Raw genomic sequence first — 15,043 nt, forward strand, 5'->3', positions numbered from 1 at the left:
AGGCCGCCGCGTCCATGCCGATCATGGTTCCCCTGGCGGACACGCTGGAGATCAAGCGGCAGGTGGCGGTCTTGGCCTTCCAGTTCGGTGATGGTTTCTCGAATCTGATCTGGCCCACCGCCGTGGCCACGGAATGCGGACTCATGGGAATACCCATTCAGCGTTGGTACCGCTTCATGGTGCCGCTCTTCCTGCTTATGTTCGTCCTCCAGGTGATCTTCATGCTTGTCGCCGTGGCCATCAATTTCGGTCCCATATAGTCTCAGTCGATTTCCGACGGGTGTCTCGCCGCCTCGCCCTGGCGAGGCGGGGCGGCGAGAAGGGATTCCGCGGCGAGTCCGAGTTCCAGAATGAGACGGTCGTCGGGGTTCTCCAACGCTCTTCCGGTGATCTCCTCGATCTTGTGCAACCTGTAGACGAGGGTCTGGCGGTGGATGAAAAGTTCCTGAGAGGCGCGGATCTTGTTGAGGCTCCGGAGGTAGATTTTCAGGGTTTCCCGAAGGGGGGTCCTGTTGGCCCTGTCGTAGTCCGTAAGGGGGGAGACGGTTCTGTCGCAGAAGCGTCGCAGTTCTTCCCGGTTACGGCAGGCCCGGAGAAGGTGCAACGCCTCCACGTCACGGAAGGCCGTGACGATGTCGGGGCGGCAGAGGTGCTTCCCCAGGTCTGCGGCGATGCGGGCTTCTTCGTAGCTCCGGGGAATGTCCTCGAGTTTTCCCGAGGGGTAGCCGAGGCCCATGCGGCACTCCGGTGTTGCACCGGGAAACAGACGGGAGAACCCCTCGGCGAAAACCTTCTTCACGTTCTTCGCGGTGGTGGAGAAGAGGACGGCGAAACAGGAGTCCCGAAGGCGCCAATGGGCGGCCTGAAAGAGGGAGGCGTCTTCCGTGAGCGATTCCAGGAGTGACGCCTGCTTTTCAAGGGCATGAGGACGTCCCTCGGCGGAAGGGAAGCGGACCACGCCGGCCTGGTAGGGCAGGTCCAGCCGGAAACCGAGGGATTCGGCACGGACGCACATGTCGGAATAGCTCGCGGTGTCTTTCCGGTCGAGAAGATCGTCGATGAAGTTCTCCAGGAGAATCCTTGAAAGGTGTCGGGCGCTCTGTCTGTGGAGAAGGGGGGCTTCTCCCGCCTCGTCGGAGGGAAGGGCGCCGATGGCGTTGAAGAGCGCCTTGGTGATCTTGCCGAAGGTGAGCTTCGCGGGAAGACGAACGAGGGGCAGTCCGTAGTGCTCTGCCGCCTCCACGAAGGCCGGAGGGATTTCGTCGATGTAGTATCCGGGCTGAAGGGCCAATCCGGCAATGCGGTGAGAGACGAGCTGGGAGAGGATTTCCCGCGCCGAGGCCGGGTCATCCTTCAGACCGTAGCCGGTGGAGATGAGAAATTCTCCGGGTTGGAGCTGCTCGAAAGAATCGAGAATCTCCATGAGATTGATCCATGCAACCTGGTTCTCCACGTGCTCCTTTCCCGCGACGACTTCGACCCCCCTAAATAGGTCGAGGGCGAGCATAGTCGAGAGCTTCAACGCGCATCACCACCTTTCGCCTTCTCTGTGTGGCGGCTGTGGTCGATTCGTCCCGAAGGGAGACCTCACAAAAAACTGCGCGGCCCGGGAGAATTCTGTCGGCGGGGAAGATGCCGTTCCGATGCCGCTGGAAGCGTGTTTTGCTTTTGCGCTTTTAAAAAGCCTCGTGGCATTGTGCCAAGAGTCTTGCTCTTCATACTACGCCTTGAGCGGGGGCTTCCGCAAGCGGTGTTTCCCGCCGGGGTGCCCCTGATGGTGTTTGCTGTGGCATCCTCCCGATTTCGGGATCCGCCGAATGAAGGTGTCTGAGAGGAGATGAGGATATGATGCGTGGAGGAAAAAAGGCAGGGTGCCTTGGCGCCGCCCTTCTCGCCCTGGTGTTTCTCTGTGGGGGTGCTCCTCTTTGGGGAGGGACGGAGGGCGGTCGTGCGGAGATTCTTCCGAGTCCTTCCCGGAGCGTTCGGGGGCCCGTTGATTTCGGTGCATTGAACTGGAACGCCCTTTTCACTGCCGCATCTACACGGGAAAAAATGTCCGGAACGAAGGACGCGCTTCCTTCCCGCTTCGATCTCCGGGGGGTGGGAAGAGTGAATCCCGTGCAGCTCCAGACGCCTTCAGGGCTTTGCTGGGCCTTTGCCACGCTGGGCTCCTTCGAGTCCAATCTGCTTCCCGAGGAGAACCGGGATTTTTCCGAATGGCATCTCGCCTTTGCCGCTTTTTCCGCCACGGCCTTCGAGACCTTCGACCTCCCCGAGGACTACGATTATCCCGGAGGATTCGCCGACCACGGAGGGGATACGCTGGTGAGCGTGGCGGTCCTTGCCCGTGGGGACAGTCCCGTGGACATTGTGGATCTTCCCTTCGGAACGGATGTGGAGGGAAAGGTTCCCGAGGACTATGTATCGCCTTCGGGCAAGAAGATCCTCAAAGAGGCCGCGTGGGTGCATGTCCTCTCGGCGAAACCCTACCCGGAATCCCTCGACGTACCTCCGGCGGATCCGTCCCGCTTTTCCCGGGACGCCCTGAAGCGGATCCTCTCCGAGGACGGCACGGTGTCCATCTGTTTCTATGAGGATCTTTTCTCCTATTACAATCCGAAGACCTTTGCGTACTATTGCAATGCCCCCGACGGTCCGGAGCTGGTCAATCACCTGGTGATGCTCGTGGGCTGGGACGACACCTTCCCCCGGGAGCGTTTTGTCGAAACGCCCCCCGGGGACGGAGCCTGGCTGGCCAAGAACAGCTATTCCAGCAACTGGGGGGATGGCGGTTACTTCTGGATCTCCTACCATGACATGAGTCTTGTGGAGGGAACGGCCTTCCGTGCGGCACCGAACACCTACACCGCCATCCATCAGTACGATCCGCTGGGGATGACCGCCAACGTCAGTCTCGACGGAGGGAAGGACGTGTGGCTCGCCAACGTCTTTGTTGCCGCGAGAGAGGAAGAGATCACGGCGGTGAGCTTTTACACGACGGACCTCGAAACGGACTACACGGTGTACGTGCTGCCCGCCTTCGGCGGATTTCCCGTCCCGGAGGGCCTTGCCCCCTATGAGGCGGCTCGGGGCATGAAAACCTACCCGGGCTACTACCTGGTGGAACTCGATCATGGTGTGACGGTTTCCGCCGGGCCGTTTGCCGTCGTCGTGGCGCTCCGCAATCCGGAGTACGCCTACCCTGCGGCGGTGGAGATGCCCATCGGGGACGAATGGTACCGGAACAATGCCACGGCCGAGGCCGGTCAGAGCTACTGGAGTGCCGACGGGGTGCTCTTCTCGGACCTCACCACCGCGTCCTTCGAGGGAGCGGAGCGGACGAACGCCTGCATCAAGGCCTTTGCCGGAGGTGTGCCGGAACCCTCGACAGACCTGAGAATCGACAGGCTGTACACCGACCGCACACCCTTAGCGGAGGAGCAGGTGACGTTCGCCGCGGTTGTCGCGGGGGGGATGCCCCCCTACACGTACTGGTTCGATTTCGGCGACCGTACGGTGGTGCGCACCGGTTCCGCTTCCCGGGCCACGCATGTCTACGCTTTCGCCAAGGCTTACGCGGCGCGGGTCACCGTGGAGGATGCGACGGGCGCACGCGCCGTGAAGATGCTTCCCGTACATGTGCTCCCCTTCGCGTCTTCGGAGCGTTCCGAGGAGACCCCTGATGGCGAGGCGGAACTGCCGCTCTTCTTTCGCCGATGGAGCGGCTCCTCCAAGGCGGACGGGCGAATCGACATCGCGGAGGAATCGGAGGAACCCTGTGAAGCGGAGGTGGCCTTCTCTCTCGTGGCGGGACACCACAATCTCCCGAACAGCGGCCCGAAGGAGATCCGCATTCGTCCCGACGATTTCGACGAAGAGGATGCGCGGTACGGGTGGGTGGAGTACTATGGAAGTATCGAGGGGGCGTATTTCTACCAGGCTGCGCGCCTTCGCCTCGAAATCATTCCCAAGGAGGAATCTTACCGGGGGCCCCTCGTACTGGGAGATCTTCGTTTTGTTCTCCGGGCGCAGGCTCTCGGAAACGACTCCTCCCATCGGGGTATCGAGGAACTGGAGAGTCATTTCGCTCTCTTCGCCGGAGAGAGCACTGCCCCCGAGGCGTTTCTCCGTCACGACTATCTGCCAGACCGCTTTGCCCAGGCGGATTCCTCGGGAACGGTGGCGCTCTTCCTGCAGGAGTTCCGCGTCGTTCTTCCTGATGATCCCGAGGCTTCGGAGCCACCCTACGGTGTGCTGGTGAGCGAGGAGGCGGACCACTATGTGGTGACCTTCACGGTGTGGGAGAAATGCGAGAGTGTTCTCCCCACGGATGGAGGAGGATGTTCCCTGGGTATTTCGACTGGCGGACTGCTGCTCTTTCTGTTACCCTTGACAATGACGCTGCTCTGCAGAAGAAAACGGCTCTAGGAGTGTCCCCTGAAAGGCGCACTCTCGTTCGAGAGCGTTCTTGCGGAGCGGAGGCATATCTTCGTGCGGTGGTGCGGCGAAACCGCCTCCACTCCGCGAACGAAAGGCGATGGGATGCATCGTGGACGACGGGCACAGGCGAGGAATATTCTCCTGGTACGGGTATCTGAAGCCCCTTGAAGAACGACTGGAAAGCGTTCGCAGTGTCGGATTCGATTCTCTCATGCTCTGGTGGGGGGATGCTCTGGCCTTTTCCGAACACGGCAAAGCCGATCTGGTCCGGCTTGTGAGACACAAAGGGCTTCGCATCGAGAACATCCACGTCCCGTATCTCGACGCCAACGACATTTGGTCCGACGACGGCGCACGGCGTCGCCGTCTTGTCGGAAATGTCACGGAATGGATCCGCGACTGCGCGGACTTCGGCATTCCCACCCTGGTCATGCACATCTCCTATTATCTGGATCTCCCTGCGCCCACCGAAGCCGGACTCGACGCCATGGTGGCGCTCGTCGAGGAAGCCCGCCGCAGCGGTGTCCGTATCGCCCTGGAGAACACGGATCGACTGGAATTTTTGGAGTATCTTCTCGACGGCATTGACAACCCCTCGCTCGGGCTGTGTTACGACACGTCCCACGGGCGGCTCCAGGAGGAGCGGCCCTTTTCCCTCCTGAGGAAATATGGCAACAGGCTTTTCGCGCTCCACCTCTCCGACAACGACGGTCTCGACGACCGACACTGGGCGCTCGGAAAGGGTGTGGTGGACTGGTCCGCCTTCGCCGATGCCCTTGCCGCCGGAGAACGTCCGCCGGTGCTCTGTCTGGAGGTCATTCAGGACGATCCCGAAGAGGACGAGACGACCTTTCTGCGGAGGAGCCTGGCCTTCCTCGACAGACTCGCCGGAGACGTCACGGACATGCGGAAGAGGAGGATTCGTCGGGTGTAACGCGATGGAACGCAGCCTTCCGCCTCACGCGCGGTTCTCTTCTGTGCGGGATGTACCGAGGTCGCGGCAGTCGCCTCGATTTTGTTCTTTATCCCAGGGGCCGGGAGACGTGTCCACTGTGTTGGTCGTGCTCCTCGGAATACGTCGTCAGGGAACCCGGCAGTAGCGGAAACGGGGGCGTCCCGGCTTGCCCTCCGGATCCTCCTGGATGCGGAGGGCGCTTCCCCGCTCGACCAGATATTCCAGATAGCGGTGGGCCGTGGGGTAGGCGAGACCGAGCGCCGTCGCGACGGCGCGTACGTCGGAAGGAGCTTCCTCTTCCCGGAGGAGATCCTGCACACGGCGGAGCGTGGCCTCGCTGATGCCCTTTCGCGGAGCGTCTTTTCGCATGTCCCGCCGATAGCGCGCGAGTTCCCCGTGAAGGCGGATCCGGGAGGCGAAGTCCGCGAGACGGACGGGTTTGCTCACGAAGTCGTCGGCGCCCGTCAGAAGAAGCTCCTTCGCTACCGTCGGCGATTCCTCCACGGTGAGCACGAGCAATACCACCGATCCCGACATCTCCCGCGCACGCCGGATGACCTCTGCACCGCTCAACACAGGCATGTGGTAGTCCACGAGGAGGATGTCGAGACGATCCTCCCGGATCCAGGAGAGGGCTTCCTCGGGATCTGTGGTGGTGTGCATTTCCCACCCCTGGGAGACCGCCATGGCCTCCAGGGTGTAGAGGATGCTCCGGTCGTCATCCAGAGCGCCGAGATAGAGGCTCAAGGCGTCTCTTCCCCGCTTTCTCCGAAGGACACAAGGGGCAGCTCCACCACAACGGCTGCTCCACCGAGCACATCGCTTCTGCCGTATTCAAGACTTCCTCCATGTTCCCGCACGACCTCCTCCACAAAGGAAAGACCGAGTCCCGTGGAACCCCACCCGGAACGCCGCGGCCGCGGTGGGGTTTCCATGCCCGAGCCGTTGTCCTCCACGAAGAACTGTACCCGCCCCCGTTCCGGATCAAGGGTACTCCCCAGGAGAATTTTCGGCGTGGCATGGTTTTCCGTCGCCCGGTGGGCGTTGTCCAGGAGGTTTACCAGCGCCCTGGAGAGGCGGACCATATTTGCCGAAATCCACGCTTTCCCGGCGCTTTCTGTGTCGAGCGCGATGGCGTTGCTCCAGGGGTAGGGGCGGATCTGGCTCAGCGCGTAATCCAGAAGTCCGTTCATTCGTACCGGGCGTTGGACCCTGGGGTCGAGGATTTCCGAGATCATCTGGTTCATCGTCGTGGATGCCCGGAGGATCTCTCCCACGTGATGGGCCTCCTTTCCCGGAGGAAGGGACGCGGCAAGCACGTCCGCAAGCCCCGTGACGGTGGTGAGAGGACGTTTTAGGTCATGGACGAGGCGTTGCATCTCCTCCGTGGCCCGGGCCTGCAGCTCCGCTTCGCGGAGACGGGAGAGTTCGCGTTCCTGGTTCCGGATCCGCCGGAGCTGGGCCAGTTGCTTTTCGTAGCTCGCCAAAAGTTCCGTGGTGACGAGCGCTCCCGCGAAGACGCCGAGAAAGGAGACGGAGGCCATGCCGTTCAGCACGTTTTCCTTCCCGAGGAGGACCGCCAGTTGTTTGAGAGTCAGCGACAACTCTCCCCAGCCGAAGCCCCAGGGGGTGAGAAAGGGAATCACATCCAGCCACTGGAAGGAGAAAAGGAGGATTCCCAGAGGAAGGACCTGATTTCCCAATCCGGAGACGTCCCTGGTGAGGATCTGGATGAGAAGCACGCTCACCAGACTCAGAATGGCGGGGATGCCGAAGTGGGGAGCGCTCGGAAAGTCGAGGAAGACCACGAGCTGATAACAAAGAGGCACGGCAAACAGGGGAAGAAGGCGCTTCAGGAAGGGGCGTCGGAACGTCGACGCGGAGGCGTCGGCGAGAAGAAACCACCCTTCGTAGAGGAGAAGCGCCCGGGCCGCGTTGGTCAGCACGAGAATACCCGCTGCGGCGAAGAGAAAACCGCTGTCGTCCCTCTCCGCGGCGAGTTCGAAAAAGGAAAGCACGTGGCGGACCGGCTGGTCGAAGAACTGGGAGAGGAGCCAGAGGAGAAGAAGGAGTGCCCCGACCGGGCCGGAGGAAAGGGCGGCGTGCGACGGTCTTTCGCGTTTCATTGTCCTGGGGACCCCCCTGGGAGACGGCGTTCATTGCGGAGTGTCAGGGGCATTATAGACGAGAGTGAGCCGGGAGGGCCAATGTGTGTATGGACGGAAGTGATGGCTGTGTGAGGATATATGGGCGCGGGATGCCGCTCCGGGTGGGATTTCGTCCGGTTTTTCGGGGAACGGCTGTTCCGGGTGCGGGGAAAAAATTCGTCCCTCCGGAGGAACACTCCAGAGGGACGAGCGCAGCGTGACCTGTCGAATGACCGCTGTCGAAAACACTTCACGCATTCTTCGACGGGAAGGAACCAATGGCCGCTGTCGCCGCCGGTTCCCCCCGATTCCCGCGATGGAGGAAAAACGGCTAGAAGTCCGCTTTCCGTGCGATCACATCCTCGCCCTTCTCGTTGCGCCAGTAGATTCCGATGCCCAGGTAGGTCAGCAGGATGGCCACGAGGGGGTTGATGTAGTTGAGGAACGCATAGGGCGCATAGGCGAGGGTGGCGACGCCAAGTACGGAAGACTGGTAAGCGCCGCAGGTATTCCAGGGGACGAGTGCGGACGTGAGAGTTCCCGCGTCCTCCAGGGTCCGGGAGAGCATGCGCGGTGCGAGCCCCGTTTTCTCGAAGGTGGTCTTGAACATGCGTCCCGGAATGACCAGGGAGAGATACTGGTCGCCGAGGAAGACGTTGGAGATCACCGAGCTGGCTACGACTGCCGCCACGAGGGTTCCCACTTTCCGGATGTTCTTCGTGACGGTGCCGATGATGACCTCCAGGAAGCCGCAGGCTTCCATAATGCCCCCCAGGGAGAGGGCCACGAAGATGAGGGAGATGGACCACATCATGGAGTCCATGCCGCCCCGGTTGACCAGTTTGGAGATCATCTCTCCCACTTCCTTGGCCAGGTCGGGGGCGATGGTGATGCCCTTTCCTGCGAGGAGCGCCGTTACGGCTGCTTCATCCGCCGCGCCGGCCACCTCGGCGGCGAAGGTGGATTCGTAGCCGTAGTGGGCTGCGCCCAGAATGTCCGCGATGCCGAAACCGCTTGCCGCGGCCATGAGACATCCTGCGACTACACCGACGAATAGTCCGGGGATGGCGGGGATCTTCAGGATCGCCGAGGCGATGACCAAGATGGGAGGAACGAGACAGAGCAGGGAGATGGAGAACTCTCCTCCGAGCAGGGCTTGGATGGCGGCGACGCGGCTTGTGTCGACCGTACCGTCTCCATATTTTGTCCCGATCACGGCGAGGGTGACAAGGACGATCAGGTAGGAGGGGCCGGTGGTCCAGCACATGGCCCGGATGTGGTCGAAGAGGGTCGATCCCGCCACGGCGGGCGCCAGGTTCGTCGTGTCGGAGAGGGGGGACATCTTGTCGCCGAAGTAGGCACCGGAGATGATGACGCCCGCGGCAAGAGGAGCGGGAATGCCGAGGCCGTTGGCGATGCCGAGCATGGCGATGCCCACCGTTCCGGAGGTGGTCCAGGAGGATCCCGTCGCGAGAGAGACGATGGAGCAGATGAGGAGCGTCGCCACAAGGAAGATGGAGGGGTTGAGGATCGCCAGGCCGTAGGAGATCAGGCCCGGAACGACGCCTCCAAGAATCCAGGTTCCGATGAGGATGCCCACGATCATGAGAATCACCGTCGCCTGGAGGGCCACGGTGATGCTTGTGAGCATGCCTTCCTCGATGGCGCTCCAGGGTACGCGGAGGACGAAGAAACCGACGCAGGCTGCGAAGAGGGCCGCCACGAGAATGGGCATATGGGCGTCCAGACCAAGACCCAGGATGCCATAGCCGATGCAGGCGGCGATGACGACAAAGACAAGAATAGAAAGGCCAAGACTCGGGGTTTTGCGGGAATCCGTGGTATTCACCGAAATGCCTCCCTTCGAGATCGAGATGGAACGTTTCGTGTCGAAGCGGTACGCGGAAACATGGTGGTTTGCGGTGCGATTCCCTGATTTTCTTTTCTTGTGCCTTCGCATCCCTCCCCTCTTTGTTTTGCGGCGTTTCTTGAAAAATGCTCACAAATTTCTGTTTGCGCACAGTGTAGCGATGTTGCACGTCTTTCGTCAACGCTGCAGATATGTTTCTCCGTTGCCTTTCCCTAGGACGGTGTTCCGGAAGGATGCCGGAGCACCGTGGTTTCGTCCTGTCCGGGACGTCCTGTCTCTGTCCCGCGTCCGCTCCGCGTCAGAGATGAAACGCTCCGGAGAGCACGATCACCGCCTCGCCGGAGATGCTCATGCGGGATTTCGCTTCCTCCGGTGCGTTTTCTCCGGGAAGCCGCAGGTGGAGCTCTCCCCCGCGTTGTGACGCCTGAAAGGCGAGAAGGCGGCGCTTGCCGAGGCGTTTTGCCCAGTAAGGACCGAGAACGGTGTGTGCGGACCCCGTTACGGGATCCTCGTCAATCCCCTCCCAGGGGCCGAAGTAACGGGAGACGAAGTCGAAGGAAGCCTGTTCCGAGCGGCTGTTCCCACTTTTCTCCGGAGCCGTGACGATCACTCCCGTGGCGCCGTAGGGAAGGCGCATCTTCGAGAGACGTGTAAAGTCCGGAGAGAGCGCTTTGACCTCCTCCGGGGAACGGAGGCGGAGAAGGAGCATAAGTGCTTCTCGCCCGAGGAGGATCTCCTCCGCGGGCGAGGCGATGCCCAGAGCCCTCGTCACCTCCTCCGGAACGTCCGCGGGAACGGGTGGGTCCTGGGGGAAGTCCAGAACGATGTGTGTCCCCTCTCGACGTGCGGAGAGAATACCGCTCCGAGTGGCGAAACGGACGATCTCCCCCGAAGCGAGCCCCTTTTCGAAAAGGACCTTCGCCGTGGCAAGTGTGGCGTGGCCGCAGAGGGGAACTTCCACGAGCGGGGTGAACCATCGGAGGTGGTAATCCTCTCCGGAGGTGGGGGCGGAACGGATGGGGGAGACGAAGGCCGTCTCGGAGAGGTTCATCTCCGCGGCGATGGCCTTCATCGTCGCCTCGGGGAGCGGTTCTTCGGAAAGGCACACGGCGGCGGGATTTCCTCGAAAAGGCGTTGCCGTGAAGGCGTCCACCTGAAAAAGTGCAAGATCCGATCCGGCTGTGTTTGTCATGGGCGGCGCTCCTTTGCGTTCCGATGTCGTTTTCATGACCTGCTTCGGCGCGGGAAGACAAAAACGGCAACGCCGGTTGCCGAAAACAACGCTCTTGTCCTGCTGCATGCATTCATCTCATTCCGTCCTGAAAAACGAATTCACGAAAGCAGTTGAACATATCCTAAAGTATACACCCGACGTTCCCACTTTTCGATGTTGCACCGCAACATGAGATGGAAATATGTCCGGTAGGACGCGCATGTCCTTTTTTGCACGATGATGCACACTCTATTGACATGATTTTATCCCCATGCTACAAACTGAGCAGACGTCGTTCTTTGGAAACAAACAACGTTCTCTTGGAGGGAACAAGCGTGGGGGACCTCTCCAGCCCGGAAAAAGTACTCTTCCTCTTGAAACGTCTCGGTGAGCCGCCCTACGAGATGGGGGTGACGGAGCTCGCCCGGGAGATGGGAGCGGCCAAGAGCGGCGTGCACAAACTCCTGGCATTGCTTGTCCGGGAGAGTTTTCTCGTGCAGAACGGGGCGACGAGACGCTATTCCCTTGGCCCCGCCGTCTTCCGTCTCGGAAACGTCTACAGCGATATGAAGGGCATCGGTGAGGTCGCCCGGGGGGTCATGGAGGCCATCGCCACGATCACCGGTACCAGTGTTTTCGTCGGCATCCGAGAGGGGGACGAGGCGTATCTTGCCTACAAGGTGGACAGCCCCGAGGGCTTCATCTACCAGGGGCAGGTGGGGAGACGTTTTCCCATTCACGCCGGCGCGTTGGGAAAACTCCTCACGGCCTACCGTGACCCCGAAAAGGTCCGCGTTCTTCTCGCGGGTCGAACGCTCGAGAGGCGTGCCCCCCGGACCATCACCGATCCGGAGCGCATGCTTGAGGAATACGCCCGGATTCGGGAACAGGGATATGCGGTGAGCGACGAGGAAAACAGCCCTGGAGCCTATGGTTTGGCCGCTCCCATCCGGGATCGCAACGGAGATGTCTGGGCCTGTCTCTGCATCGCCGGTCCCAAGCGACAGTTTCACGAGGAACAGCGTTCGAACTGGCTCCGTCTCGTTGTGAACGGCGCGGAGGAGATTTCTTATCGACTGGGGTTTCGCTCATGAAAAGCCCTGGCGCGAGTGCTTCGATCCGTTTTTCGAAATGCTCCGTTCTTTCAGAGCCGGTCGGTCTCATGCATTCTCTCCGCGGTCGGTACCGAAAGGTACATGCCGGGAGGCTTTTCCGTTTCGGCGTCGTGTCGTGCAGTGAGCCGCTCCTTGCGGATCGTGAAGGGGGTCGCCTGTCGTGACGGCATGGATGCAGTCGCTTGTCGCCAATCCCGTTCTCGTGTTGGGTGTGGCCGTGATGTCGGGGCTTCTCGTGGGACGAATCCGTTTCTCCGGGATGACTCTCGGCGCGTCGGGAGCGCTGTTCACGGGACTGCTCCTCGGCTTTGCGGGATGTTCCGTTCCGGAGAGCTATTTCACCTGGAATCTGGTGCTCTTTGTCGCCGCCGTGGGGCTGCTCTCCGCGGAGGACATCGTCCCGGTGGTGCGGCGCTACGGATTCCGTTTCGTCGGTCTCGGCGCGGTCGTTCCCGCTGTAGGCGCCCTGGTCACCTACATCCTCGCCCGGCTTTACTCGGGGTCCGTGCCGCCTCATCTCCTCGCAGGAACCTACACAGGGGCACTCACCAGCTCCCCCGGACTCGGAGCCGCCCTGGAAGCGACCTCCGGCAATCCCCTGGTCACCGTGGGGTATACCGTGGCCTATCCCTTCGGTGTCCTCGCGGTGGTGCTTTTTGTGCAGCTCGCTCCCAGGCTCTTCCGCATGGATATGGAAAAGGAGCGGGCCGAACTTGCGTCAGTGCTCGCTTCGTTTTCCACACCGGCTGACCGGATCTCCCAGGAAAAAAGCTCCGTCCCCTTTTCAACGCTCTCTTTCGTGTTCTGCATCGTGGGAGGCGTTCTCCTCGGAAGCGTGCCGTTTCCGCTCTTCGGCTTCGGAAGCGTCTCTCTGGGCAGCACGGGAGGGGTTCTGCTCTTCGCGCTCTGCTGCGGTGCCCTTGGGCGCATCGGCCCTTTCCCGATGCGCATGGACACGAAAAGCCTCGTGGCGCTCCGCGCGCTTTCCCTCGCCTGTTTTCTCGCCGCCGTGGGCATTTCGGCGGGACCGAAGGTAATCAGCGCCGTACGGGAGCATGGGGTGCTCCTCATCGCCATCGGAACCTTCTCCGCCGTGATCGCGGAACTCGTCGGTTTCTGCCTTGGACGGTACGTGTGGAAGCTCAACTGGATTCTGCTTGCGGGCGCCATCTGCGGTGCCATGACGAGCACACCGGGGCTCGGCGCCGCCATAGAAGCCACGGAACGGGAAGAGTGTTCCGCCGGTTACGGAGCGGCCTATCCCATGGCCATCGTGGGCATGGTGCTCTTCACCAAGCTGTTGCATCATGCGTTCGACTGACGGGAATGAGGTGACATGACGTCGCCTCGTTCCCGTCGACGTTTTTGCGACAAAGGGGCGTTTCGCTCCGAAGGAGGTGATGCGTCGCGGAAGACGACGCGAAGTCGGGGAGACGGCCCCCGCAGTGGTAGATGACAGGAGGCGAAAGACGAAAGAGGCAGGAGTACTCTCCGCGCCGTGTCCGAAAAGAAGGGAGTGTCGGTCATGACGGAAGAGCCCCGTGTTTCCGAACAGAAGCCCCGGCGTTTCAAGGTCCCCCACACCTACGTGATTCTCTTTTTCGTGGTGATCCTCGCGGTCATCGGAACCTATGTGCTTCCCGCAGGCGTGTACGACAGAGTCAAGGACGAAAAGACAGGGCGGACCGTGGTCGCCCCCGAGTCGTATCATCACGTGGAGCAGACCCCCGTGTCCCTCTTCAAGCTCTTCGAAGCCGTGCCCAAGGGAATGAAACAGGCGGCGGAGATCATTTTCTTCATCTTTATCTGCGGCGGAGCCTTTGCCATCATCCAGACGACGGGAGCCATCGACGCGAGCATCTCCAGGGCCGTCCTGAAGCTCAAGGGCAAGGAGAAACTGCTCATCCCCGTGACGATGGCCATCTTCTCCATCGGGGGCTTCACCTACGGCATGGCTGAGGAGGTTATCGTCTTCATTCCCATCGGCGTCGCTCTTGCCAGAGCTGTGGGGTATGACGACGTGGTGGGCGTGGCCATGATGTCCACCGGGGCCGCCGTGGGGTTCAGCGGCGGTATGCTCAATCCCTTCACGGTCGGCGTGGCCCAGGGTATCGCCGAGCTGCCGCTTTTCTCCGGCATGGCTCTGCGCTGGGCGGGATACGTGGCGCTCTACATCGTGGCCTGCTGGTGGGTCATGCGCTATGCGGCGCGTGTCAAGGCCGATCCTACCCAGAGTCTTGTCTACGACTTCATGAAGGAAGATACGAAGGGACACGTCATCGACGAGAACATCCAGATCACGGGAACACACAAGCTGGTACTCCTCGCGGTGGTGTTGAGTTTCGCCTACATGATTTACGGTGTCATCGAGGAAGGCTTCTACATCATGGAACTCTCGGCGGTCTTCCTCGCCATGGGAATCGTGGCGGGGCTCGTGGGCAAACTTTCCCCGAGCCGCATCGCCCGCTCCTTCGTGGAGGGATGCCAGGGCATCGCTTTCGGAGCCCTCGTGGTGGGCATCGCCCGGGCGATTCTCGTGGTCATGACGGACGGTCAGATCGTGGACACGGTGATCAACTCCCTGGCGAACTGGGTTGCCCAGCTTCCCGGAGGCTTCACCGCCGTGGGCATGTTCTGGGTGCAGTCCTTCATCAACTTCTTCATTCCATCAGGCAGTGGACAGGCCGCGACGACCATGCCGATCATGACGCCCCTGGCGGATCTCGTGGGTGTCACGCGGCAGACGGCGGTTCTCGCCTACCAGTACGGAGATGGCTTCTCCAATCAAATCATCCCCACCTCCGCGGCGCTCATGGGCGTGCTCGGCATGGCGAAACTGCCCTACGAGAAGTGGTTCAAGTTCATCTGGCCTCTCATGGTCTTCTGGACACTGGCGGGTTCCGTGATGGTCTACATTGCCGCCGTGACCGGCTACGGCCCCTTCTAGAAGCGCGACGAGACGAAATTCCGGCGTGCTTTTTAAGGAATCTCTGAAAAACTCCGCGCGGATGTCGCCGTTTTTTACTTGAGACCGTAAAAGAAATTACAAATCCGCGGTATTTCTGCGGTACGAACTTTTTTCCAGGGGGCTGAGGTGTGATGAAGCGACAGAAAACCTTCGCGAGGGCCATATCGTTCGAGAAACACCGAAAACCCACAAATCGAGAACTCTTTCTCGCCGAAAGGGAACGGGTCGTCCCTTGGAAAGAGCTTTGTTCTCTTCTCGAACCCTTCTAGCCGAAAGAGGGAAAGGGGCGTCCTCCCATAGGGCTGGAGAGAATGCTCCGGATCCACTTTCTCCAG

Annotated in this window: 10 protein-coding genes and 2 pseudogenes; 7 read left to right on the top strand and 5 right to left on the bottom strand. The window is 61.1% G+C overall.

Annotation, left to right across the window (positions count from 1 at the left end; genetic code table 11):
* Nucleotides 1-260, top strand: a pseudogene (locus tag Q1K49_RS03560) (YfcC family protein); the annotation flags it as partial.
* Nucleotides 261-262: 2 nt separating this feature from the next.
* Here Q1K49_RS03560 and Q1K49_RS03565 read toward each other — a convergent pair.
* Nucleotides 263-1,522 carry a PucR family transcriptional regulator gene (locus Q1K49_RS03565; protein ID WP_300522890.1) on the bottom strand — a complete coding sequence of 420 codons (1,260 nt, stop codon included), beginning with the start codon at nucleotides 1,520-1,522 and terminating at the stop codon, nucleotides 263-265.
* 323 nt (nucleotides 1,523-1,845) lie between these two features.
* Between Q1K49_RS03565 and Q1K49_RS03570 the strand changes: the two genes are divergently transcribed.
* Together Q1K49_RS03570 and Q1K49_RS03575 are read left to right on the top strand one after the other, a co-directional pair.
* Nucleotides 1,846-4,428, top strand: coding sequence for a lectin like domain-containing protein (locus Q1K49_RS03570; protein WP_300522892.1), 2,583 nt, complete (start codon nucleotides 1,846-1,848; stop codon nucleotides 4,426-4,428).
* Between the two features lie 109 nt (nucleotides 4,429-4,537).
* Nucleotides 4,538-5,374, top strand: coding sequence for a sugar phosphate isomerase/epimerase family protein (locus tag Q1K49_RS03575; protein WP_300522895.1), 837 nt, complete (start codon nucleotides 4,538-4,540; stop codon nucleotides 5,372-5,374).
* A gap of 147 nt (nucleotides 5,375-5,521) precedes the next feature.
* Here the strand turns inward: Q1K49_RS03575 and Q1K49_RS03580 are convergent, their stop codons facing one another.
* The 4 genes from Q1K49_RS03580 to Q1K49_RS03595 all read right to left on the bottom strand — a co-directional run bounded on the left by Q1K49_RS03580 (nucleotide 5,522) and on the right by Q1K49_RS03595 (nucleotide 10,604).
* Nucleotides 5,522-6,142, bottom strand: a complete 621-nt coding sequence (locus Q1K49_RS03580; RefSeq protein ID WP_300522898.1) for a response regulator — start codon at nucleotides 6,140-6,142, stop codon at nucleotides 5,522-5,524.
* Nucleotides 6,139-7,521: a HAMP domain-containing sensor histidine kinase gene (locus Q1K49_RS03585; protein ID WP_300522900.1), complete on the bottom strand. Its 1,383-nt coding sequence runs from the start codon at nucleotides 7,519-7,521 to the stop codon at nucleotides 6,139-6,141. Before Q1K49_RS03585 ends, Q1K49_RS03580 begins: the two co-directional genes overlap by 4 nt.
* Nucleotides 7,522-7,873: 352 nt before the next feature.
* Complete coding sequence (nhaC, locus tag Q1K49_RS03590) at nucleotides 7,874-9,391, bottom strand: Na+/H+ antiporter NhaC (protein ID WP_300522903.1); 1,518 nt, start codon at nucleotides 9,389-9,391, stop codon at nucleotides 7,874-7,876.
* 319 nt (nucleotides 9,392-9,710) lie between these two features.
* Nucleotides 9,711-10,604, bottom strand: a complete 894-nt coding sequence (locus Q1K49_RS03595; RefSeq protein WP_300522906.1) for a PhzF family phenazine biosynthesis protein — start codon at nucleotides 10,602-10,604, stop codon at nucleotides 9,711-9,713.
* Nucleotides 10,605-10,960: 356 nt separating this feature from the next.
* Between Q1K49_RS03595 and Q1K49_RS03600 the strand changes: the two genes are divergently transcribed.
* The 4 genes and pseudogenes from Q1K49_RS03600 to Q1K49_RS03615 all read left to right on the top strand — a co-directional run.
* The gene (locus Q1K49_RS03600; protein WP_300522909.1) at nucleotides 10,961-11,719 is read left to right on the top strand and encodes an IclR family transcriptional regulator; all 759 of its coding nucleotides are present in this window, start codon (nucleotides 10,961-10,963) and stop codon (nucleotides 11,717-11,719) included.
* Nucleotides 11,720-11,900: 181 nt separating this feature from the next.
* Nucleotides 11,901-13,061: a YidE/YbjL duplication gene (locus tag Q1K49_RS03605; protein WP_300522912.1), complete on the top strand. Its 1,161-nt coding sequence runs from the start codon at nucleotides 11,901-11,903 to the stop codon at nucleotides 13,059-13,061.
* Between the two features lie 177 nt (nucleotides 13,062-13,238).
* The gene (locus tag Q1K49_RS03610; RefSeq protein WP_300522914.1) at nucleotides 13,239-14,687 is read left to right on the top strand and encodes a YfcC family protein; all 1,449 of its coding nucleotides are present in this window, start codon (nucleotides 13,239-13,241) and stop codon (nucleotides 14,685-14,687) included.
* Between the two features lie 152 nt (nucleotides 14,688-14,839).
* Nucleotides 14,840-15,043, top strand: a pseudogene (locus Q1K49_RS03615) (IS5/IS1182 family transposase); the annotation flags it as partial.

The organism is Aminiphilus sp., from assembly GCF_029975095.1.
Classification (GTDB): domain Bacteria; phylum Synergistota; class Synergistia; order Synergistales; family Aminiphilaceae; genus Aminiphilus.